This window comes from Catenulispora rubra (assembly GCF_015356825.1).
Taxonomy (GTDB): domain Bacteria; phylum Actinomycetota; class Actinomycetes; order Streptomycetales; family Catenulisporaceae; genus Catenulispora; species Catenulispora rubra.
Genome location: NZ_JAACYW010000252.1, coordinates 1 through 17,033, shown reverse-complemented (window position 1 = coordinate 17,033; position 17,033 = coordinate 1). Strand labels below are relative to the sequence as shown.

At 71.0% G+C, this 17,033-nt stretch carries 18 protein-coding genes and 1 pseudogene; 15 read left to right on the top strand and 4 right to left on the bottom strand.

The window, feature by feature from the left end; all coding sequences use genetic code 11:
* Nucleotides 1-642 (top strand): annotated as a pseudogene (locus GWK61_RS41980) (hypothetical protein); the annotation flags it as partial.
* 176 nt (nt 643-818) lie between these two features.
* Here GWK61_RS41980 and ileS read toward each other — a convergent pair.
* Nucleotides 819-4,025 (bottom strand): isoleucine--tRNA ligase, encoded by a 3,207-nt coding sequence (gene ileS, locus GWK61_RS41975; RefSeq protein ID WP_194917477.1) that lies wholly within the window; start codon nt 4,023-4,025, stop codon nt 819-821.
* Between the two features lie 306 nt (nt 4,026-4,331).
* On the opposite strand from ileS, the gene GWK61_RS41970 reads away from it, so the two are divergent.
* Complete coding sequence (locus GWK61_RS41970; RefSeq protein ID WP_194917475.1) at nt 4,332-4,610, top strand: DUF167 domain-containing protein; 279 nt, start codon at nt 4,332-4,334, stop codon at nt 4,608-4,610.
* A 247-nt stretch (nt 4,611-4,857) separates the two neighbouring features.
* Here GWK61_RS41970 and GWK61_RS57505 read toward each other — a convergent pair whose 3' ends face one another.
* Nucleotides 4,858-5,094, bottom strand: a complete 237-nt coding sequence (locus GWK61_RS57505) for a hypothetical protein (RefSeq protein WP_228563822.1) — start codon at nt 5,092-5,094, stop codon at nt 4,858-4,860.
* Nucleotides 5,095-5,206: 112 nt separating this feature from the next.
* Here GWK61_RS57505 and GWK61_RS57500 point away from each other — a divergent pair, with 112 nt between their 5' ends.
* The 4 genes from GWK61_RS57500 (at nt 5,207) to GWK61_RS41950 (ending at nt 8,547) form a co-directional block, all read left to right on the top strand.
* Nucleotides 5,207-5,641 carry a TraR/DksA family transcriptional regulator gene (locus GWK61_RS57500; RefSeq protein ID WP_228563821.1) on the top strand — a complete coding sequence of 145 codons (435 nt, stop codon included), beginning with the start codon at nt 5,207-5,209 and terminating at the stop codon, nt 5,639-5,641.
* A gap of 118 nt (nt 5,642-5,759) precedes the next feature.
* A complete protein-coding gene (lspA, locus tag GWK61_RS41960) occupies nt 5,760-6,551 on the top strand; it encodes a signal peptidase II (RefSeq protein ID WP_323748003.1) in 792 nt (263 codons plus the stop codon).
* Between the two features lie 43 nt (nt 6,552-6,594).
* Nucleotides 6,595-7,533, top strand: coding sequence for an RluA family pseudouridine synthase (locus tag GWK61_RS41955; protein WP_194917470.1), 939 nt, complete (start codon nt 6,595-6,597; stop codon nt 7,531-7,533).
* Between the two features lie 120 nt (nt 7,534-7,653).
* Nucleotides 7,654-8,547 (top strand): DUF4436 family protein, encoded by an 894-nt coding sequence (locus GWK61_RS41950; protein WP_194917468.1) that lies wholly within the window; start codon nt 7,654-7,656, stop codon nt 8,545-8,547.
* A gap of 3 nt (nt 8,548-8,550) precedes the next feature.
* Here GWK61_RS41950 and ybaK read toward each other — a convergent pair whose 3' ends face one another.
* Nucleotides 8,551-9,048 (bottom strand): Cys-tRNA(Pro) deacylase, encoded by a 498-nt coding sequence (gene ybaK, locus GWK61_RS41945; RefSeq protein WP_194917466.1) that lies wholly within the window; start codon nt 9,046-9,048, stop codon nt 8,551-8,553.
* A gap of 134 nt (nt 9,049-9,182) precedes the next feature.
* On the opposite strand from ybaK, the gene GWK61_RS41940 reads away from it, so the two are divergent.
* A complete protein-coding gene (locus tag GWK61_RS41940) occupies nt 9,183-10,208 on the top strand; it encodes a hypothetical protein (protein ID WP_194917455.1) in 1,026 nt (341 codons plus the stop codon).
* Nucleotides 10,209-10,229: 21 nt separating this feature from the next.
* Here GWK61_RS41940 and GWK61_RS41935 read toward each other — a convergent pair whose 3' ends face one another.
* The gene (locus GWK61_RS41935; protein ID WP_194917453.1) at nt 10,230-10,895 is read right to left on the bottom strand and encodes an LON peptidase substrate-binding domain-containing protein; all 666 of its coding nucleotides are present in this window, start codon (nt 10,893-10,895) and stop codon (nt 10,230-10,232) included.
* An 86-nt stretch (nt 10,896-10,981) separates the two neighbouring features.
* Here GWK61_RS41935 and hisD point away from each other — a divergent pair, with 86 nt between their 5' ends.
* The 8 genes from hisD to hisF are packed head-to-tail and all read left to right on the top strand — an operon-like array spanning nt 10,982 to nt 16,815.
* Complete coding sequence (gene hisD, locus GWK61_RS41930; protein ID WP_194917451.1) at nt 10,982-12,313, top strand: histidinol dehydrogenase; 1,332 nt, start codon at nt 10,982-10,984, stop codon at nt 12,311-12,313.
* 2 nt (nt 12,314-12,315) lie between these two features.
* The gene (locus tag GWK61_RS41925; protein ID WP_194917449.1) at nt 12,316-13,419 is read left to right on the top strand and encodes a histidinol-phosphate transaminase; all 1,104 of its coding nucleotides are present in this window, start codon (nt 12,316-12,318) and stop codon (nt 13,417-13,419) included.
* Entirely contained in the window at nt 13,416-14,006 is a 591-nt protein-coding gene (gene hisB, locus GWK61_RS41920) for an imidazoleglycerol-phosphate dehydratase HisB (RefSeq protein ID WP_194917447.1), read from the top strand. Before GWK61_RS41925 ends, hisB begins: the two co-directional genes overlap by 4 nt.
* Nucleotides 14,007-14,008: 2 nt before the next feature.
* Nucleotides 14,009-14,179, top strand: a complete 171-nt coding sequence (locus tag GWK61_RS41915) for a CG2302 family histidine operon protein (RefSeq protein ID WP_194917445.1) — start codon at nt 14,009-14,011, stop codon at nt 14,177-14,179.
* The gene (gene hisH / locus GWK61_RS41910) at nt 14,176-14,814 is read left to right on the top strand and encodes an imidazole glycerol phosphate synthase subunit HisH (protein WP_194917443.1); all 639 of its coding nucleotides are present in this window, start codon (nt 14,176-14,178) and stop codon (nt 14,812-14,814) included. Before GWK61_RS41915 ends, hisH begins: the two co-directional genes overlap by 4 nt.
* A 40-nt stretch (nt 14,815-14,854) precedes the next feature.
* Nucleotides 14,855-15,586, top strand: coding sequence for a bifunctional 1-(5-phosphoribosyl)-5-((5-phosphoribosylamino)methylideneamino)imidazole-4-carboxamide isomerase/phosphoribosylanthranilate isomerase PriA (gene priA / locus GWK61_RS41905; RefSeq protein WP_194917441.1), 732 nt, complete (start codon nt 14,855-14,857; stop codon nt 15,584-15,586).
* Between the two features lie 5 nt (nt 15,587-15,591).
* Nucleotides 15,592-15,987 (top strand): RidA family protein, encoded by a 396-nt coding sequence (locus tag GWK61_RS41900; protein WP_194917438.1) that lies wholly within the window; start codon nt 15,592-15,594, stop codon nt 15,985-15,987.
* 39 nt (nt 15,988-16,026) lie between these two features.
* On the top strand, nt 16,027-16,815 hold the full coding sequence (gene hisF, locus GWK61_RS41895) for an imidazole glycerol phosphate synthase subunit HisF (RefSeq protein ID WP_323748002.1): 789 nt from the start codon (nt 16,027-16,029) through the stop codon (nt 16,813-16,815).
* Nucleotides 16,816-17,033: the final 218 nt, after the last annotated feature.

Below are 17,033 nucleotides of genomic sequence, written 5' to 3'. Positions count from 1 at the left end.
GTTCAGGGGTGCGCTAGCAACGGGACGGTCGCGGTGGCGGGGCCTGGTGCGGCGACGGAGTCTTCTTCGACGGCGGCGGGGCCTACTGGGGTGACGGGGTCTTCTTCGGCGACGGGGTCTTCTTCGCCTTCTGAATCATCGGCGTCTTCTTCGGCGCCCGCGTCCCCGCCGCCCGCCGCCGGCACCTGGACGCCCCAGGGCCAGCTGGCCGACCCGCAGCCGATCACCGTCGAGCTGAACCCCGACAAGTCGGTGACCGCGACCTGGCCGAAGGGCGCGCCGGCGGGCCACGCGCTGACGATCAAACTCCGGGCCGCGCGCAACGGGGCCAAGATCGTGATCCACCTCGCCATCGACAACGAGAGCGGCCAGAAGGTCAGCATGAACGAGGGTGTCTTTACCGGCGGCGTGGTGGTCGACGCGCAGGGCAACACGCTGAACTCAGAGAACTTCGACCCGCTGTGGACGCTCGGAAGCGGAAGTTCGGACGGCAACATCGACCCGGGCCAGCCGCTGATCGGCGACTTCGTGGTGGACGCGCCGGCGTCGGGGTCGACGGTGAACGCTTACTGGACGCAGGCTGTCGGGGTGAACGGGATCATGGCGGGGATCATTTTGGTGCGGGATATTCCGATCAACTGAGGGGGTGCCCGGGCTGGGCGCGGGCATTTTGTTAGGACATTATCGCCCCTTATCGACATGTATAGCCCGCGCCACCGACACCCGACAGCGCCAACCAGCTGCCACGGACATGAAGAAGCGCGCGCCGCCTAATCCGTTCAGGATCGGCGGCGCGCGCAGTTCAGCACCGGCTCGGCTCAGATCGCCTTGGCGATCCGGAACCGGAGCCCCAGATCCGCGTCCCCGGCGATCGCGGCCTGCAGCTTCGCCAGGTCGGCCGGGTCCTCGTCGGTCGCGACCTCGCCCTCGGCGAACTCCACGGCCAGGACCTCGTCGGCGATCATCGCTGCGTGCTCGCGCACTGCCTCGGCCGTCTCGGGGCCGGCCTCCGCGCCGGGCAGCAGCTCCCACGTCAGCCGGATGCGGTCCGCCACGTCCAAGCCCGTGGCCTTCCGCGTCTCCTGCAGGAACCGCACCACGTCGCGCGCCAGACCCGCGCGCCGCAGCTCCGGCGTGATGTGCAGGTCCAGGGCGATGGTCTCGCCGCCCGCGGTGGCCACGGCCCAGCCCTCACGCGGGGTCTCGGTGACGATCACCTCCTCCGGAGACACCGTCACCTCCTCGCCCTCCACGACCACCGCCGCCGAGCCCTGCGACCGCAGCGCGGTGGCCAGCGCCCCGGCGTCAGTGGCTGCGATCGCGGCGGCGACCAGCGGCGTCCGCTTCGCGAAGCGTGCGCCCAGCGTCCGGAAGTTGCCCTTCGCGCTGTAGTCGATCAGCTCGCCGCCGGCGTCCGCCAGCGGGGACGTCGTCACCACGTTCAGCTCCTCCAGCAGCTGCGAGCGCAGCTCCTCGCTGAGCGCGGCCCAGCCCGGAGCCCCGACCAGGGCCCGCGAGAGCGGCTGGCGGGTCTTCACGCCGGAGTCCGCGCGCGTGGCGCGGCCCAGCTCGACCAGGCGGCGGGTGAGCGCCATCTGCTCGGCCAGGTCGGCGTCGATCAGGGCGTCGTCCGCCACCGGCCAGGGCGACAGGTGTACCGACTCCGGCGCGGCGTCCGACACCGGGCGGACCAGGTCCTGCCACACCCGCTCGGTGATGAACGGGACCATCGGTGCCATCAGCTTCGTCACCGTCTCCAGCGCCTCGTGCAGGGTGGCCATGGCGGCGGGCTCGGCGTTCCAGAAGCGGCGGCGGGCGCGGCGGACGTACCAGTTGGACAGGTCGTCCACGAACGCCGACAGGAGCTTGCCGACCTTCAGGGTGTCGAACTCGTCCATGGCCGCGGTGACTTCGCGGATCAGGACGTTGAGCTCGGAGAGCACCCAGCGGTCCAGGGCGGGCCGCTCGCTCGGCTTCGGGTCCGTCTGCGACGGGGCCCAGCCGCCGGTGCGGCCGTAGAGGGCCTGGAAGGAGACCGTGTTCCAGTACGTCAGCAGGGTCTTGCGGACGACTTCCTGGATCGTCGCGTGCCCCACCCGGCGGGCCGACCACGGCGAGCCGCCGGCCAGCATGAACCAGCGGACGGCGTCGGCGCCGTGCTGGTCCATCAGCGGGATCGGCTCCAGGATGTTGCCCAGGTGCTTGGACATCTTGCGGCCGTCCTCGGCCAGGATGTGGCCCAGGCACAGGACGTTCTTGTACGACGACTTGTCGAAGACCAGCGTGCCGACCGCCAGCAGCGAGTAGAACCAGCCGCGGGTCTGGTCGATGGCCTCGGCGATGAAGTCCGCCGGGTAGGCGTTCTCGAAGGCCGCGACCGAGCCCTCGGCGTAGGGGTAGCCGTGCTGCGCGAACGGCATCGAGCCGGAGTCGTACCAGCCGTCGATGACTTCCGGTACCCGGGTGGCGATCCGACCAGTATCAGCGCATTGCGGGCAGGGCATCGTGACGTCGTCCACGAACGGCCGGTGCGGGTCCAGCTCGGACACGTCCTGCCCGGACAGCTCGCCGAGCTCCTTCAGCGAGCCGACGGCCGTCACGTGGTTGTCCTCGCACACCCACAGCGGCAGCGGTGTGCCCCAGTAGCGCTTGCGCGACAGCGACCAGTCGATGTTGTTGTTCAGCCAGTCGCCGAACCGGCCGTACTTGACGTTGTCCGGGAACCAGTTGGCCGCGTCGTTCTCGCGCATCATCGCGTCCTTCAACGCGGTGGTGCGGATGTACCAGGCCGGCTGCGCGTAGTAGAGCAGCGCGGTGTGGCAGCGCCAGCAGTGCGGGTAGCTGTGCTCGTACTCCAGGTGCTTGAACAGCACGCCGCGCTCGCGCAGGTCCGAGGTCAGGACCTCGTCGGCCTTCTTGAAGAACACGCCGCCGACCATCGGCACCGACTCCTCGAAGGTGCCGTCGCCGCGGATCGGGTTCACCACCGGCAGGTCGTACTTCTTGCAGGTGGCCAGGTCGTCGGCGCCGAAGGCCGGGGCCTGGTGCACCAGGCCGGTGCCGTCCTCGGTGGTGACGTAGTCGGCCAGCACCACGAAGTGCGCGTCCGGGACGTCGACGAGCTCGAAGGGGCGCTGGTAGCTCCAGCGCTCCATCTCGGCGCCGGTGTACGACTCGCCGGTGGGCTCCCAGCCCTCGCCGAGCGCCTTGGCCACCAGCGGCTCGGCGACCACCAGGCGCTCGGCGCCGTCGGTGACCACCACGTAGGCGACCTCCGGGTGCGCGGCGACCGCGGTGTTCGACACCAGGGTCCAGGGCGTGGTCGTCCAGACCAGCAGCGAGGTGGTGCCGGCCAGCGGGCCCGAGGTCAGCGGGAAGCGGACGTAGACCGAGGGGTCCACGACCGTCTCATAACCCTGCGCCAGCTCGTGGTCGGACAGGCCGGTGCCGCAGCGCGGGCAGTACGGCGCGACGCGGTGGTCCTGGACCAGCAGGCCCTTGTCGAAGATCTGCTTCAGCGACCACCAGACCGACTCGACGTAGGACGGGTTCATCGTCCAGTACGCCTCGTCGGTGTTCACCCAGTAGCCCATGCGCTCGGTGAGCTTCTCGAAGGCGCCCACGTGCCGGCGCACGGACTCGCGGCACTTGGCGTTGAACTCCGCGATGCCGTAGGCCTCGATGTCCTGCTTGTTCGTGAAGCCGAGCTCGGCCTCCACGGCCAGCTCCACCGGCAGCCCGTGGCAGTCCCAGCCGGCCTTGCGGTCCACGCGGTGGCCCTGCATGGTCTTGAAGCGCGGGAAGACGTCCTTGAAGACGCGCGCTTCCACGTGGTGGGTGCCTGGGCGGCCGTTCGCGGTCGGCGGGCCCTCGTAGAAGGTCCAGCGCGGGGCGCCCTCGGTGGCCTTCAGGCTCTTGTCGAAGATGGCGGCGCCGCGCCAGAAATCGATCATCTCGGCGTCCATCGCCGGGAGATCGAGCTGGGCGTTGACGGGGCGGTACAGCCTCGGATCAGGCGCAGTCATGCGCGGTGCCTTCCTTCGTCGTAGGAGCCGAACCGACGAAGGGACGACACAGGCACTCTCCATATAGAGCGCCGGTACCGCGGTACCACCCTCCTTGACACACCGTCGTCAACGATATGTCCACTTCATTGCGTATCCGGCCGGTTCTACTCGGGCCTTGGCCAGCCCTTTCTTCCGGCGGCTCGGGGGTGATTTTCGCGCGGCGTCCGCCTCCGGGCTCGCACCGTCCCCGGATCGCTGAGGCTTTCCCGCCGCGCTACTCGTCCCGTCGCTGCCTGCTCGGGTACTCGTGTCATTGTAAGCGGTATGGAGGAGCTCCGAATTCCAATTCGAGTGAAGCCCGGGAGCTCCCGGACGAGAGTCGGCGGGCGGCACGGTGATCGGTCACTCATCGTGGCCGTCACGGCGAAGGCGATCGACGGCGCGGCGACCGAAGCGGCCCTCCGGGCGGTCGCGGAAGCGCTGGGAATGCCGCGCCGGGCGGTCGTGTTGATCACCGGTACCACTTCGCGCGACAAAGTCTTAGGTGTTTCTTCGGAAGACCCCGAAACCCTGCGCGAGCTGGTGCGGGACCTGCTCGGCTGAACCGGGCGGAATCCGCTGGAGGACCCGGCCGTGCAGGCCCGGAAGGCCACTTAGCCCGAACGAGTGAATGTTTGGTGCGCAAGTGTTCGACGGGAACTGGTGGGCGGCTTGGGACGTTTCTCCCCTCACGAAGCGTGATTAGCGGGGGCCCGACGTGGGCACGCTACACGTCGCGTGTGAGTTGGGGGCGGACGGGCCCGGGTGAGGGTGTACAGCGTGCTCAGTGAGAGCGCACTGCGCCGCCACGTCAGAGAGCGAGGATGACGGCCGTGACGACGAGCAGGACGAAGGCATCAGAGGCGGCCACGGGGGCCACGCACGGCGCGACCAGCGCGGCGCCGGCCGGCAAGGCGGTGCCCAAGCCGACTCGGGCCGCGACCGGGGCCAAGGCCTCGCCGCCGACCCGCCGCCCCGGCGCCGGTGAGGCACGGCGGTCGGCGACCGGGCCGGGCGCTTCGGTTTCGGCGGCTTCGGTATCAGCCAAGAGCGCAGCGAAGACCGCGGCCCAGCCCACGGCTCAGCCCACGACGAAGACGGCCACGAAGCCGTCGGCGACCACCACCTCGCCAGAGGTTCCCGCGGACAAGGAGACTCCCATGACGGTCACGCAGATCACCGAGACCGTGGCCGGGGTCGGCGGGCTGCCGCCGTACCGGGCCGGTGAGGACCCCTGGACCCCGGACGAGGTCGGCGAGCTCCAGGCCGAGCTCGAGGGCGACGCGGCGCGGCTGCGCCGGGAGATCAGCACCGCCGACGCCGGCATCGCCGACCTGCTGCGGGACTCCGGCGAAGGCGCGGGCGACGACCAGGCCGACGCCGGGACCAAGAACTTCGAGCGCGAGCACGAGATGGCCATAGCGAACAACGCCCGGGAGATGCTGCAGCAGACCGAGCGCGCGCTGGGCCGGCTGGCGGCCGGGACCTACGGCGTGTGCGAGTCCTGCGGCGAGCCGGTCGGCAAGTACCGGCTGCAGGCGTTCCCGCGGGCCACGCTGTGCATGAGCTGCAAGCAGAAGCAGGAACGCCGCTGAGGCGTCGAGCGGTGTCGGTCCGGGCCCGGAGGTGATCAGGGGCCCGGGGCGTCGTCCGGGCCTACTGACCAGGAACGGTGTCTCCGCGCGAGCGGAGGTGGTTCGGTAGGGTGTGCACGTGGCTTCAGAAGTACGTGCGGATTCAGAGGTGGCCGAGGACGTGGTCGGGATCGTCGAGGAGACTGCCGGGGACACCGGTACGTCCGGTGTCTCCGACCCGGATTCCGCGGGCGCCGAGGCCGGGACCGAGCCTGAGGGCGAATCCGGGGCCGAGACTGAGTCCGCCGGTGCGGACGTGACCGCGGAGGTTGCCGAGGCCGCCGCGCCCCGCAAGCGCCGCATCGGCGTCGTGTTGGTCTTCGCGGCGCTCGCCCTGGCCATCGACACGGTCAGCAAGGCGCTGGTGGTCGCCAACCTCCAGGACCGCGGTCCGGTGCACGTCCCCGGCGGCTTCCTGAACCTCACCCTGATCCGCAACTCCGGGGCGGCCTTCTCCATCGGCGAGGGCCAGACCTGGGTGTTCACCTTCATCGCCGCGTGCGTGGTGTTCGTGATCCTGCGGGTCTCGCGCAATCTGCGCTCGCTGCCCTGGGCCATCGCCCTGGGGCTGCTGCTCGGCGGTGCGCTGGGGAACCTGAGCGACCGGCTCTTCCGGGCGCCGGGGGTGGGGCGCGGCGATGTCGTGGACTTCCTGCAGTTCCCGACGTTCCCGCTGGTGCACTACGACTTCCCGGTGTTCAACCTCGCCGACTCCGCGATCGTGGTCGGCGGCTGCCTCATGGTGCTGCTGTCGTTCCTCGGGATGCAGCCGGACGGGTCGCGGCACAAGGACCTGAAGCCCGTGGCGGTGCCGTCGCCGTCCTCGTCGGAGGACGCGAAGCCCGAGGACTCCTCCAGCAAGGACGCGTAGCCGGTCGGTCCGCGGTCCGGGGCTGCCTCCGCGCTGCCGGATAATGGTGGCCATGTCTGATCTCCGCAGCCTCCCCATCCCGGACGGCCTCGAAGGCGAACGCCTCGACGCCGCGCTGGCCCGCATGTTCGGTCTGTCGCGGACCCGCGCCGCCGAGCTGGCCGCGGACGGCCGGGTGCGGGTGGACGGCACGGAGGCCGGGAAGTCCGACCGGGTGCGCGGCGGGGCCTGGCTGGAGATCGAGCTGCCGCCGGCCGCCGATCCGGTGGCGGTGAAGGCCGAGGCCGTCGAGGGCATGCGGATCGTGCACGACGACGAGGACATCGTGGTCATCGACAAGCCGGTCGGCGTCGCGGCGCACCCGAGCCCGGGGTGGCTGGGGACGACGGTGGTCGGCGGGCTCGCGGCGGCCGGGTACCGGATCTCGACGTCCGGGTCCTCCGAGCGCCAGGGCGTCGTGCACCGGCTGGACGTCGGGACGTCCGGCCTGATGGTCGTGGCGAAGTCCGAGCGCGCCTACACGCTGCTCAAGCAGGCGTTCCGGGACCGGACCGTGGACAAGCGGTACCACACGCTGGTGCAGGGGCACCCGGACCCGATGCGCGGGACCGTGGACGCGCCGATCGGCCGGCATCCGCACCACGACTACAAGTTCGCGGTGGTCCGGGACGGCAAGGACAGCGTCACGCACTACGAGACGATCGAGGCCTACCGCGCGGCGACGCTGCTGGCGATCAAGCTGGAGACGGGCCGGACGCACCAGATCCGCGTGCACATGGCGGCGCTGCGGCATCCCTGCGTCGGGGACATGCAGTACGGCGCGGACCCGACGCTGGGGGAGCGGCTGGGGCTGACGCGGCAGTGGCTGCACGCGGTGAGCCTGGGCTTCGAGCACCCCGGGACCGGGGAGTGGGTGCAGTTCGACAGCCAGTACCCGGACGACCTGCAGCGCGCGCTGGACCTCATCGCGTCTGAGAGCTGATTTCGGGAGCTGATTCCCGCGATCGCCCGGGACTGGCTCCGGCCCCGTTTCCTCCCGTTTCATCGAGCCCTGCGGCGTTGCTGCCCGGCGCCGGGCGATCATCGCGGTTGACTGTCTCCCGTGGCGAACTCGGCACGGAACTCGGCATGGTGGTGGCCCCCGGCGCATCCGCGCACCTGGGCGTCTATGGTCGGTGCGGTCCTGCTGGTCGCGCTGGCTACAGGGGTCGGCGTCTATCTGTCCCACCTGGACCGGGGCGGCCGGCACAGCGGCTTCGGCGCGGGCGCGACCGGCGCGCCGGACCGCGTCGACATCGTGGCGACCGTCAACCGGGTCGAGGCGGCGCGCAACGACGCGCAGGTGCGGGTGTTCGTGACCGTCGTCGGCAAGTACGCCAAGGGCGGCGACGGCGTCTTCCCGACGCAGGACCTGACCGTCGAGACGTCGTCGCTGTCCTCCGGCGAGCTGACGTACCCGGCCGGCAAGCGCATCGTGTCCAAGGACATGCTGATGGACCTGCCCGGCGGCGACATCGCCGACTACCCGTTCGACCGCTACTCGACCACGCTCGCCTTCGCCGCGACCGTCGGCGGCGAGCCGGCCCCGACCGCGGTCGAGATCGTCGACTCCGACCCCGGCTTCGTCACCCGCGCGACCGTGAGCGGCGACGAGTCCGAGCCCGGCTTCGACCTCCAGCTGCGCCGGACCCGCGGCACGTTCGTGATGGTGTGGCTGATGTACGTGATCATGTGGGCCCTGGCCCTGTCGGTCCTGACCGGCGCGCTGGTCATGGGCCACCGCCGCCTGGGCATGGTGTGGCCGGGCCTGGGCTGGATGGCGGCGTCGCTGTTCGCGCTGTCCGGGTACCGGAACACCGCGCCGGGGCAGCCGCCGATCGGCTGCCTGCTGGACTACACGGTGTTCCTGTGGTCCGAGGCGATCGTGGCGTTCTCGATGGTCTACGCGGTGTTGCGGGGGACCAAGGTCGAGGTGGCGGCGCAGGCGGGGCGGTAGCGGCTACCCCTCCCGCCCGATCTCGGCCACCACCGCGTCGGTCAGCCGCACCAGGTCCCCGGGCGCCAGCTCGATCTCCATCCCGCGCTTGCCGGCCGAGCAGAACATCGTGTCGAACAACTGTGCGGTCTCGTCGACCACGGTCGGCAGCAGTTTGCGCTGGCCCAGCGGGGAGACGCCGCCGAGGACGTAGCCGGTGGTGCGGGTGACGGCGGCCGGGTCGGCCATCGCCGCCTTCTTGCCGCCGACGGCCGTCGCGAGGGCCTTCAGGTCCAGCGAGCCGGAGACCGGGACGACCGCCACGACCAGGTCGCCGTCCACGTCCGCGACCAGGGTCTTGAAGACGCGGTCGGGCTCGACGCCCATCGCGTCCGCCGCCTCCTGGCCGTAGGACGCCGCGCTCGGGTCGTGGTCGTAGGTGTGGACGGTGAACTCCACACCTTCCTTGCTGAGCAGGGCGGTGGCCGGGGTTCCGCTCGCCTGCCGGTTCTTCGCTGCCATGCGGCAATGGTGCCAGGAACGCCCTCGATGCGGGTGGCGCGATGTGGGTGGCGCGGGCGTCGCGGCGTCCTCTTCGGCACCAACCGCCACTCCCGGCTGCCGGGATGGGGCGCGGCATGAAAAGCTGATGGACGATGAACGACCAGACTTCGCCGACTGCCGATGGGCAGAGCCAGGGTTCCTCGCCGTGGCGGAACCCCTTCGAGGAACCGCAGAGTGCCCAGGGCCTGCCGACGGTGCAGGACCGCGTGCCGACCGGACCCGGCGGATCGCTGGGATCGCTGGGCCCGGCGGGTCCGGCCGGTGCCGGCGGATCCGGGAAGTCCGGGCGGTCGCTGCGCGAGCTGCTGCGGCTCTGGCGTCCCGACCTGCTGGCCGCGGCGATCCTGGTGGTCACCGGGGCGGTGCTCGGCGTGCTGTCCGCGCTGGCCTGGTACCGCTTCGCGCCGACGGTGTGGCTGACGCTGCCGGCCAACGCGGTCTCGCAGGTGACCTCCGGCGTCGACCAGTCCGCGCTGCTGGTGTCGCCCGAGGCGAAGGGCATCGCGAGCGTCGACGGGTACTACTTCGTCTTCACCGCGATCGTCGGCCTGCTGTTGGGGATCCTCGGCTTCGTGCTGGCGCGGCGCGGCCTGTTCGCAGGGCTCGACCGCGAGGGCAACCGGGAGGGCGCGGCGATCGGGGCCTGGGCCGGCGTGCTGCTCGGCGGGCTGGCGGCCTCGACGATCACGGCCGCGCTGGGGCGCTGGGTGTCGATGCCCGACCCGCTGACCGTGCTGCACATCATCGCCGCCGGGCACAACTTCCACGCCCCGGTCGCGCTGCACGCGCAGGGGCTCTACCTGGCCGCACCGCTGCTGGGGACGGTGCTGTTCCTGGCGCTGACGTGGGCTTTCACGAAGCCGTCGCCGCCGGCGTGGCAGGGGCCGGCGCAGGCGCAGGGGTACTTCACGGCGGCGAATCCTTATGGGTTGCCGGCCGGTCAGCAGGAGCCGCAGCCGCAAGGGCAGCCGCAGGGGCAGCCACAGCCCCAACCGCAGCCCCAACCACAGCCCCAACCACAGCCCCAACCGCAGCCCTATCCGGGATCGGACAATGGATCAGGCCCCGCACCCGGCGCCACCTCGAGCGCGCCGCAAGCAGACAACACTCTGGGCTGACGCCGTGTGGCGGCGCGCGCCCTAGCGGCTCCGCCGCCGCAGCAGGTCCACCGCCGGCAGGGACGGCAGGTTCTTCAGGATCCCGGTCTCCCGCCGCAGGATCTTCGCCTCGGCGCGCAGCCGGTCCACGGTCGTCTCCGTGGTCAGCAGCCGTTGCTTCTCGTAGGTGTCCAGCACCGTCGCCGCGCCGATCAGGTACGACAGCACCGTCGGGTCCTCCGGCAGCTCCGGGATCGAACCGACCTGCACGCCCCGCAGCTCCGACAGCGCGGCCTGGTACTTGCGGAACAGCGCCGTCAGGCCCGGCGCCAGCACCTCCGCCTCCGGGCCGGCCACCTCGTCGAGCAGTTCGACCTCGCCGCGCGCGTAGGGTCCCTCGTCGTCGAAGGCCTCCAGGCGGAAGCGGTGTACGCCGGTGGTGGTGATGTCGAAGCGGCCGTCCTCGTACTCCACGATCGAGTCGATCTCGGCGGTGCAGCCCACGTCGTACAGCGCGGTGACGTTGCCCTGCCCCACCTCGTGCCCGTCCTTGACGGCGAGCACGCCGAACCGGCGCGGCGCGCCCTCGGGCAGCGCCGACAGGTCGCGGACCAGCTGCCGGTAGCGGTGTTCGAAAATGTGCAGGGGGAGTACGACGCCCGGGAAGAGCACGCTTCCGAGGGGGAACAGCGGTAGCTCTGTCGTCACGCACCCAATCTAGTCGCTGCCCGGCGCGGGGTGCCCACTCTGCGGACGCGCCGGACCGGCGTTCCTCGCCGAACTAGAATCGTGACGTGATCACTCGAATCGACCTGCGCGGTCGCGCTCTGGACACAGCCCAGACGGATCCCCGCGCCCTGGTGCCCAGGGCCGAGCTGGACGTGGAGGCGGCCCTGGCCGTCGTCCGGCCGATCGTCGAGGACGTGCACCATCGCGGCGAGGCGGCGCTGATCGAGTACGGGGCGAAGTTCGACGGGGTCGAGCTGGAGCAGGTCAAGGTTCCGAAGACGGCGCTCGCCGAGGCCGTGGAGCAGCTGGACCCGCAGGTCAAGGCCGCGTTGGAGGAGTCGATCCGCCGAGCCCGCAAGGTGCACCGGGACCAGCGTCGCGAGACCACGACCACGCAGGTGGTCCCCGGCGGCACCGTCAGCGAGCGCTGGGTGCCCGTGGACCGGGTCGGGCTGTACGTGCCCGGCGGCCGCGCCGTGTATCCGTCATCAGTCGTCATGAACGTCGTGCCGGCGCAGGAGGCCGGGGTCGGCTCGCTGGCCGTCGCCTCGCCGCCGCAGAAGGAGTTCGGCGGCCTGCCGCACCCCACGATCCTGGCCGCGTGCGCGCTGCTCGGCGTGGACGAGGTCTACGCGGTCGGCGGCTCCCAGGCCATCGCGATGTTCGCCTACGGCTACCCGGACGCGGACGGCGCCATCGTCTGCCGCCGCGCCGACCTGGTCACCGGCCCCGGCAACATCTACGTCGCCGCGGCCAAGCGGCTGCTCAAGGGCGTCATCGGCATCGACGCCGAGGCCGGCCCGACCGAGATCATGGTGGTCGCCGACGACTCCGCCGACCCGGGCGTCGTCGCCGCCGACCTGATCAGCCAGGCCGAGCACGACCCGTTGGCCGCCGCGGTGCTGGTCACCGACTCCGAGGACCTGGCCGACCAGGTCGTCGGCGAGCTGGAGACCCGGGTCGCCGCGACCAAGCACACCGAGCGCATCCGCGAGTCCCTCGGCGGCCGGCAGTCGGCGGTCGTGCTGGTCGACGACGTCGCCGCGGCGCTGATCGTGGCCAACGGCTACGCCGCCGAGCACCTGGAGATCCAGACCCGCGACGCGGCCGCCGACGCCGCCAAGGTGCGCAACGCCGGCGCGGTGTTCGTCGGCTCCTTCGCGCCGGTGAGTCTCGGCGACTACCTGGCCGGCTCCAACCACGTGCTGCCGACCGGCGGCTGCGCCTGTCACAGCTCGGGGCTGTCGGTGCAGAGCTTCCTGCGCGGCATCCACGTCGTCGACTACACCCGCGAGGCGCTCGCCGAGGCGTCCGCGCTGGTGGTGGCCCTGGCCAACGCCGAAGACCTGCCCGCCCACGGCGAGGCCGTGACGGCCCGCTTCGAGAATCGGGGCTGAGCGTGGACTACCTCGACCTGCCGATCCGCGACGATCTGCGGGGGCTGACGCCGTACGGCGCGCCGCAGATCGACGTGCCGTATCCGCTGAACACGAATGAGAACCCTTACGGTCCGCCGGCCGAACTCGTGGCGGACCTCGCGAAGGCCGTCACCGACGCGGCGACCACGCTCAACCGCTACCCCGACCGCGACGCCGGGGACCTGCGCAAGGACCTGGCCGACTACCTGGACCACGGCCTGACCGTCGGCAATCTCTGGGCCGCCAACGGCTCCAACGAGGTCCTGCAGCAGATCCTCCAGGTCTTCGGCGGCCCCGGCCGCAGCGCCATCGGCTTCGAGCCCTCCTATTCGATGCACCGCCTGATCGCGCTGGCGACCGCGACCGAGTGGATCTCCGGTCTGCGCGAGGGCGACTACACGCTCGACGCCGCCAAGGCCGTCGCGGCGATCGAGGGGCACCAGCCCAACATCGTGTTCCTGACCTCGCCGAACAACCCGACCGGGACGGCGATGGAGCTGGACGTGATCCGGGCCGTGGTCAAGGCCGCGGACCAGGTCGGCGCGATGGTGGTGGTGGACGAGGCGTACTTCGAGTTCGCGCGGCCCGGCACGCCTTCGGCGCTGACATTGCTGCCCGACAACCCCCGGCTGATCGTCACGAGGACCATGTCCAAGGCGTTCGCCATGGCCGGGGCGCGCGTCGGCTACCTCGCCGCCGACCCGGCGGTGATCGACGCGCTGCTGCTGGTGCGCCTGCCGTACCACCTCTCGGCGCTCACCCAGGCCGCCGCGCGCACCGCGCTGAAGCACGTCGACGCGCTGCTCGGCACCGTGGACGCGGTGAAGACGCAGCGGGACCGCATCGTCGCCGAGCTCGCCGCGCTCGGGCTGCACGTGGTCCCCTCCGACGCCAACTTCGTGTTCTTCGGCGTGCCGGGCGGGGACCAGAAGACGCTGTGGCAGAAGATCCTCGACCACGGCGTGCTGATCCGCGACGTGGGCATCCCCGGCATGCTGCGGGTCACCGCCGGAACCGAGACTGAGACGACGGCGTTTTTGGACGCCTTGAAGGAGAGCCTCGCTGTGTTGGATGGAGAATCGTGAGCCGCGTGGGCAGGGTGGAGCGGACGACCGGCGAGACCGGCGTCCTGGTGGAGATCGACCTCGACGGCACCGGCGAGGCCGAGATCTCCACCGGCGTGGGCTTCTTCGACCACATGCTGCACCAGCTGGCCAAGCACGGCCTGTTCGACCTCACCGTGAAGACCGAGGGCGACCTGCACATCGACGGCCACCACACGGTCGAGGACACCTCGCTGGCGCTCGGCGCCGCCTTCCGCGAGGCGCTGGGCACCAAGGCCGGCCTGCGCCGGTTCGCCGACGCCCGGGTGCCGCTGGACGAGACGCTGGCCGAGGTGGTCGTGGACCTGTCCGGGCGGCCGTACCTGGTGCACGAGATGCCCGAGCACCTGGCGCCGATGATCGGGGACTTCGACACCGAGCTGACCCGGCACATCTTCGAGTCGTTCGTGGCGCAGGCGCAGATCTGCCTGCACATCCGCGTCCCCTACGGCCGGATCGCGCACCACGTGGTCGAGGCCCAGTTCAAGGCGCTGGCCAGGGCGCTGCGGGAGGCGTGCACGCCGGACCCTAGAGTGAACGGTATTCCGAGCACGAAGGGTGTCCTTTAGAGATGACCGGCAGCTACGCGGCCGCGGGACTTCTGTTCCTCGGCCTTTTTCTCCTTGGCGGAGCGTTCTCGCTGTTCCGGCAGGCCTCCGGCAACGGCAACATGCGGGTGATGTCGATACTGCTGGTGCTGTGCGCCGGCATGGCGATCGCCGGCGGGGTGATGCGCTGGTGAGCAAGCCCTCCGTCGTGGTCCTGGACTACGGCTCCGGGAACATCCGCTCGGCGGAGCGGGCGCTGGAGCGGGCCGGGGCGCAGGTCAGCGTCACGGCGGACGTCGAGGCCGCGCTGAACGCCGACGGGCTGTTCGTGCCCGGGGTGGGAGCGTACGCGGCGTGCATGGCCGGGCTCAAGGCGGTCAAGGGCGACCGGATCATCGGGCGGCGGCTCGCCGGGGGGCGGCCGGTGCTGGGGATCTGCGTCGGGATGCAGATCCTGTTCGAGCGCGGGGTGGAGCACGGCGTGGAGACCGCCGGGTGCCACGAGTGGCCCGGGACCGTCGAGCGGCTGGACGCGCCGATCATCCCGCACATGGGGTGGAACACGCTGGACGTGGCCGAGGGGTCGCGGTTGTTCGCCGGGCTGGACGCCGACACGCGGTTCTACTTCGTTCACTCGTATGGGGTGCGCAAGTGGGAGCTGACCGACACCGGGCGGATGGCCGCGCCGTTGGTGACGTGGGCTACGCATGGCGAGCCGTTCGTCGCCGCGGTGGAGAACGGTCCGTTGTCGGCTACGCAGTTCCATCCGGAGAAGTCCGGCGACGCCGGTCTGCACGTGCTGCAGAACTGGCTCAAGCAGCTGTCCTGAACCGAGCACCGTCAATCAACACTCGAAGAACAGGGATCTGATGTCCGGCTACCTCGAACTCCTGCCCGCCGTCGACGTCGCCGACGGCCAGGCCGTCCGGCTGGTGCAGGGCGCCGCCGGCTCCGAGACCTCGTACGGCGACCCGCTCGCCGCCGCGCTGGCGTGGCAGGAGGCCGGCGCCGAGTGGATCCACCTGGTGGACCTCGACGCCGCGTTCGGCCGCGGGACCAACGCCGACCTGCTGGCCGTGGTGATCGGCTCGGTGGACGTCAAGGTCGAGCTGTCCGGGGGCATCCGGGACAGCGTGTCGCTCAAGCGGGCCCTGGCCACCGGCTGCTCGCGCGTCAACCTCGGGACCGCCGCGCTGGAGCGCCCGGAGTGGGTCAGCGAGGTGATCGCCGAGCACGGCGACAAGGTCGCGGTCGGGCTGGACGTGCGCGGCACGACGCTGGCCGCGCGGGGCTGGACGCAGGAGGGCGGTCAGCTGTTCGAGGTGCTGCAGCGGCTGGACGCCGACGGCTGCGCGCGGTACGTCGTCACCGACGTGAACCGCGACGGGACGCTGACCGGGCCGAACCTGGACCTGCTGCGCGACGTCTGCGCGGCCACCGACAAGCCGGTCGTGGCCAGCGGCGGGGTGTCGTCGCTGGCGGACCTGGAGGCGCTGGCGACGCTGGTGCCGATCGGCGTGGAGGGCGCTATCGTCGGCAAGGCGCTCTATGCGGGCGCGTTCACGCTTGAAGAAGCCCTCGAACTCACCAGGAGTGCGTGAGATATATGAGCAGCATCCAGCGGATCGGCTCCGAAGGGCAATGGGAGAAAGACTACGGCTACTCCCGCGTGGTCGTCGCCGGGCCGCACGCGTGGGTGGCGGGGTGCACCGCCACCGTTGACGGCAGGGTCCAGGGCAACGGCGATCCGTACGCCCAGATGAAGGTCGCGCTGGAGATCGCTCGCAAGGCGTTGGAGCAGGCCGGCTTCGGGCTGCAGGATGTGGTGCGGACGCGGTGGTATGTGGTGCATGCGCGGGACGTCGCCGAGGTGGGGCGGGCGCATGGGGAGGTCTTTGCGGAGTTTCGGCCCGCTGCCACGGCGTTGGTGGTGTCGGGGCTGACGGATCCCGGGATGTTGGTCGAGGTGGATTTGGATGCTTATCGGGTTGAGGCTGCTTAGCCTCAGCTTGATATTCAGACTTTCGAGAAGGAGCAGCAAGTGAGCACCGCCGCCCTCGGCCAACTGGCCGTCCGCGTCATCCCGTGCCTGGACGTCAACGCCGGGCGCGTGGTCAAGGGCGTGAACTTCGAGAACCTGCGGGACGCGGGCGATCCGGTGGAGTTGGCGCGGGCTTATGACGCGGCGGGGGCCGACGAGCTGACGTTCTTGGACGTCACGGCGTCCAGCGACGCCCGCGAGACCGTGTACGACGTGGTCGGGCGCACAGCCGACCAGGTCTTCATCCCACTGACGGTCGGCGGCGGAGTGCGCTCGGTGCAGGACGTCGACCGCCTGCTGCGCGCCGGGGCGGACAAGGTCGGCGTGAACACTGCGGCGGTGACCCGGCCGGAGCTGATCGCCGAGATCGCCGACCGCTTCGGCAACCAGGTGCTGGTCCTGTCGGTCGACGCGCGCCGGTGCCCCGAGGGCGTGAGCACCGAATCCGGCTTCGAAGTCACCACCCACGGCGGCCGCCGCTCCACCGGCATCGACGCCGTGGCCTGGGCCGCGCGCGCGGCGGAACTCGGGGCGGGGGAGATCCTGCTGAACTCGATCGACGCCGACGGCATGAAGCAGGGCTTCGACCTGGAGATGCTGGCCGCGGTCAGAGCAGCGGTGACAGTCCCCCTGATCGCCTCCGGCGGCGCCGGCGCGACCGAGCACTTCGCCCCGGCGGTCGGCGCGGGCGCGGACGCGGTGCTGGCGGCCTCGGTGTTCCACTTCGGGGACGTGACGATCGGCGAGGTCAAGGGGGCGCTGCGGGAGGCCGGGTTCGCGGTGCGGTAGGCAGGCCGGTGCGGCCATGATGCCGCTCCGGCGAAAACCGGTGCCTGTCGGCTGCGGTCGGTGACGGGTCTACGTGACCTGCCATGTGCTTAGGGGGTCCGAAGGACCATGCGGGGTGTTGGTTCTGGGTCCCTCGCCGCGTCAGCGGGCGCAGCCAACCTGCCCGGTTTGGCGGTGTCAAGCCGGGCGGGGCTGGACCACAGCAGGTGGGGTGCGGC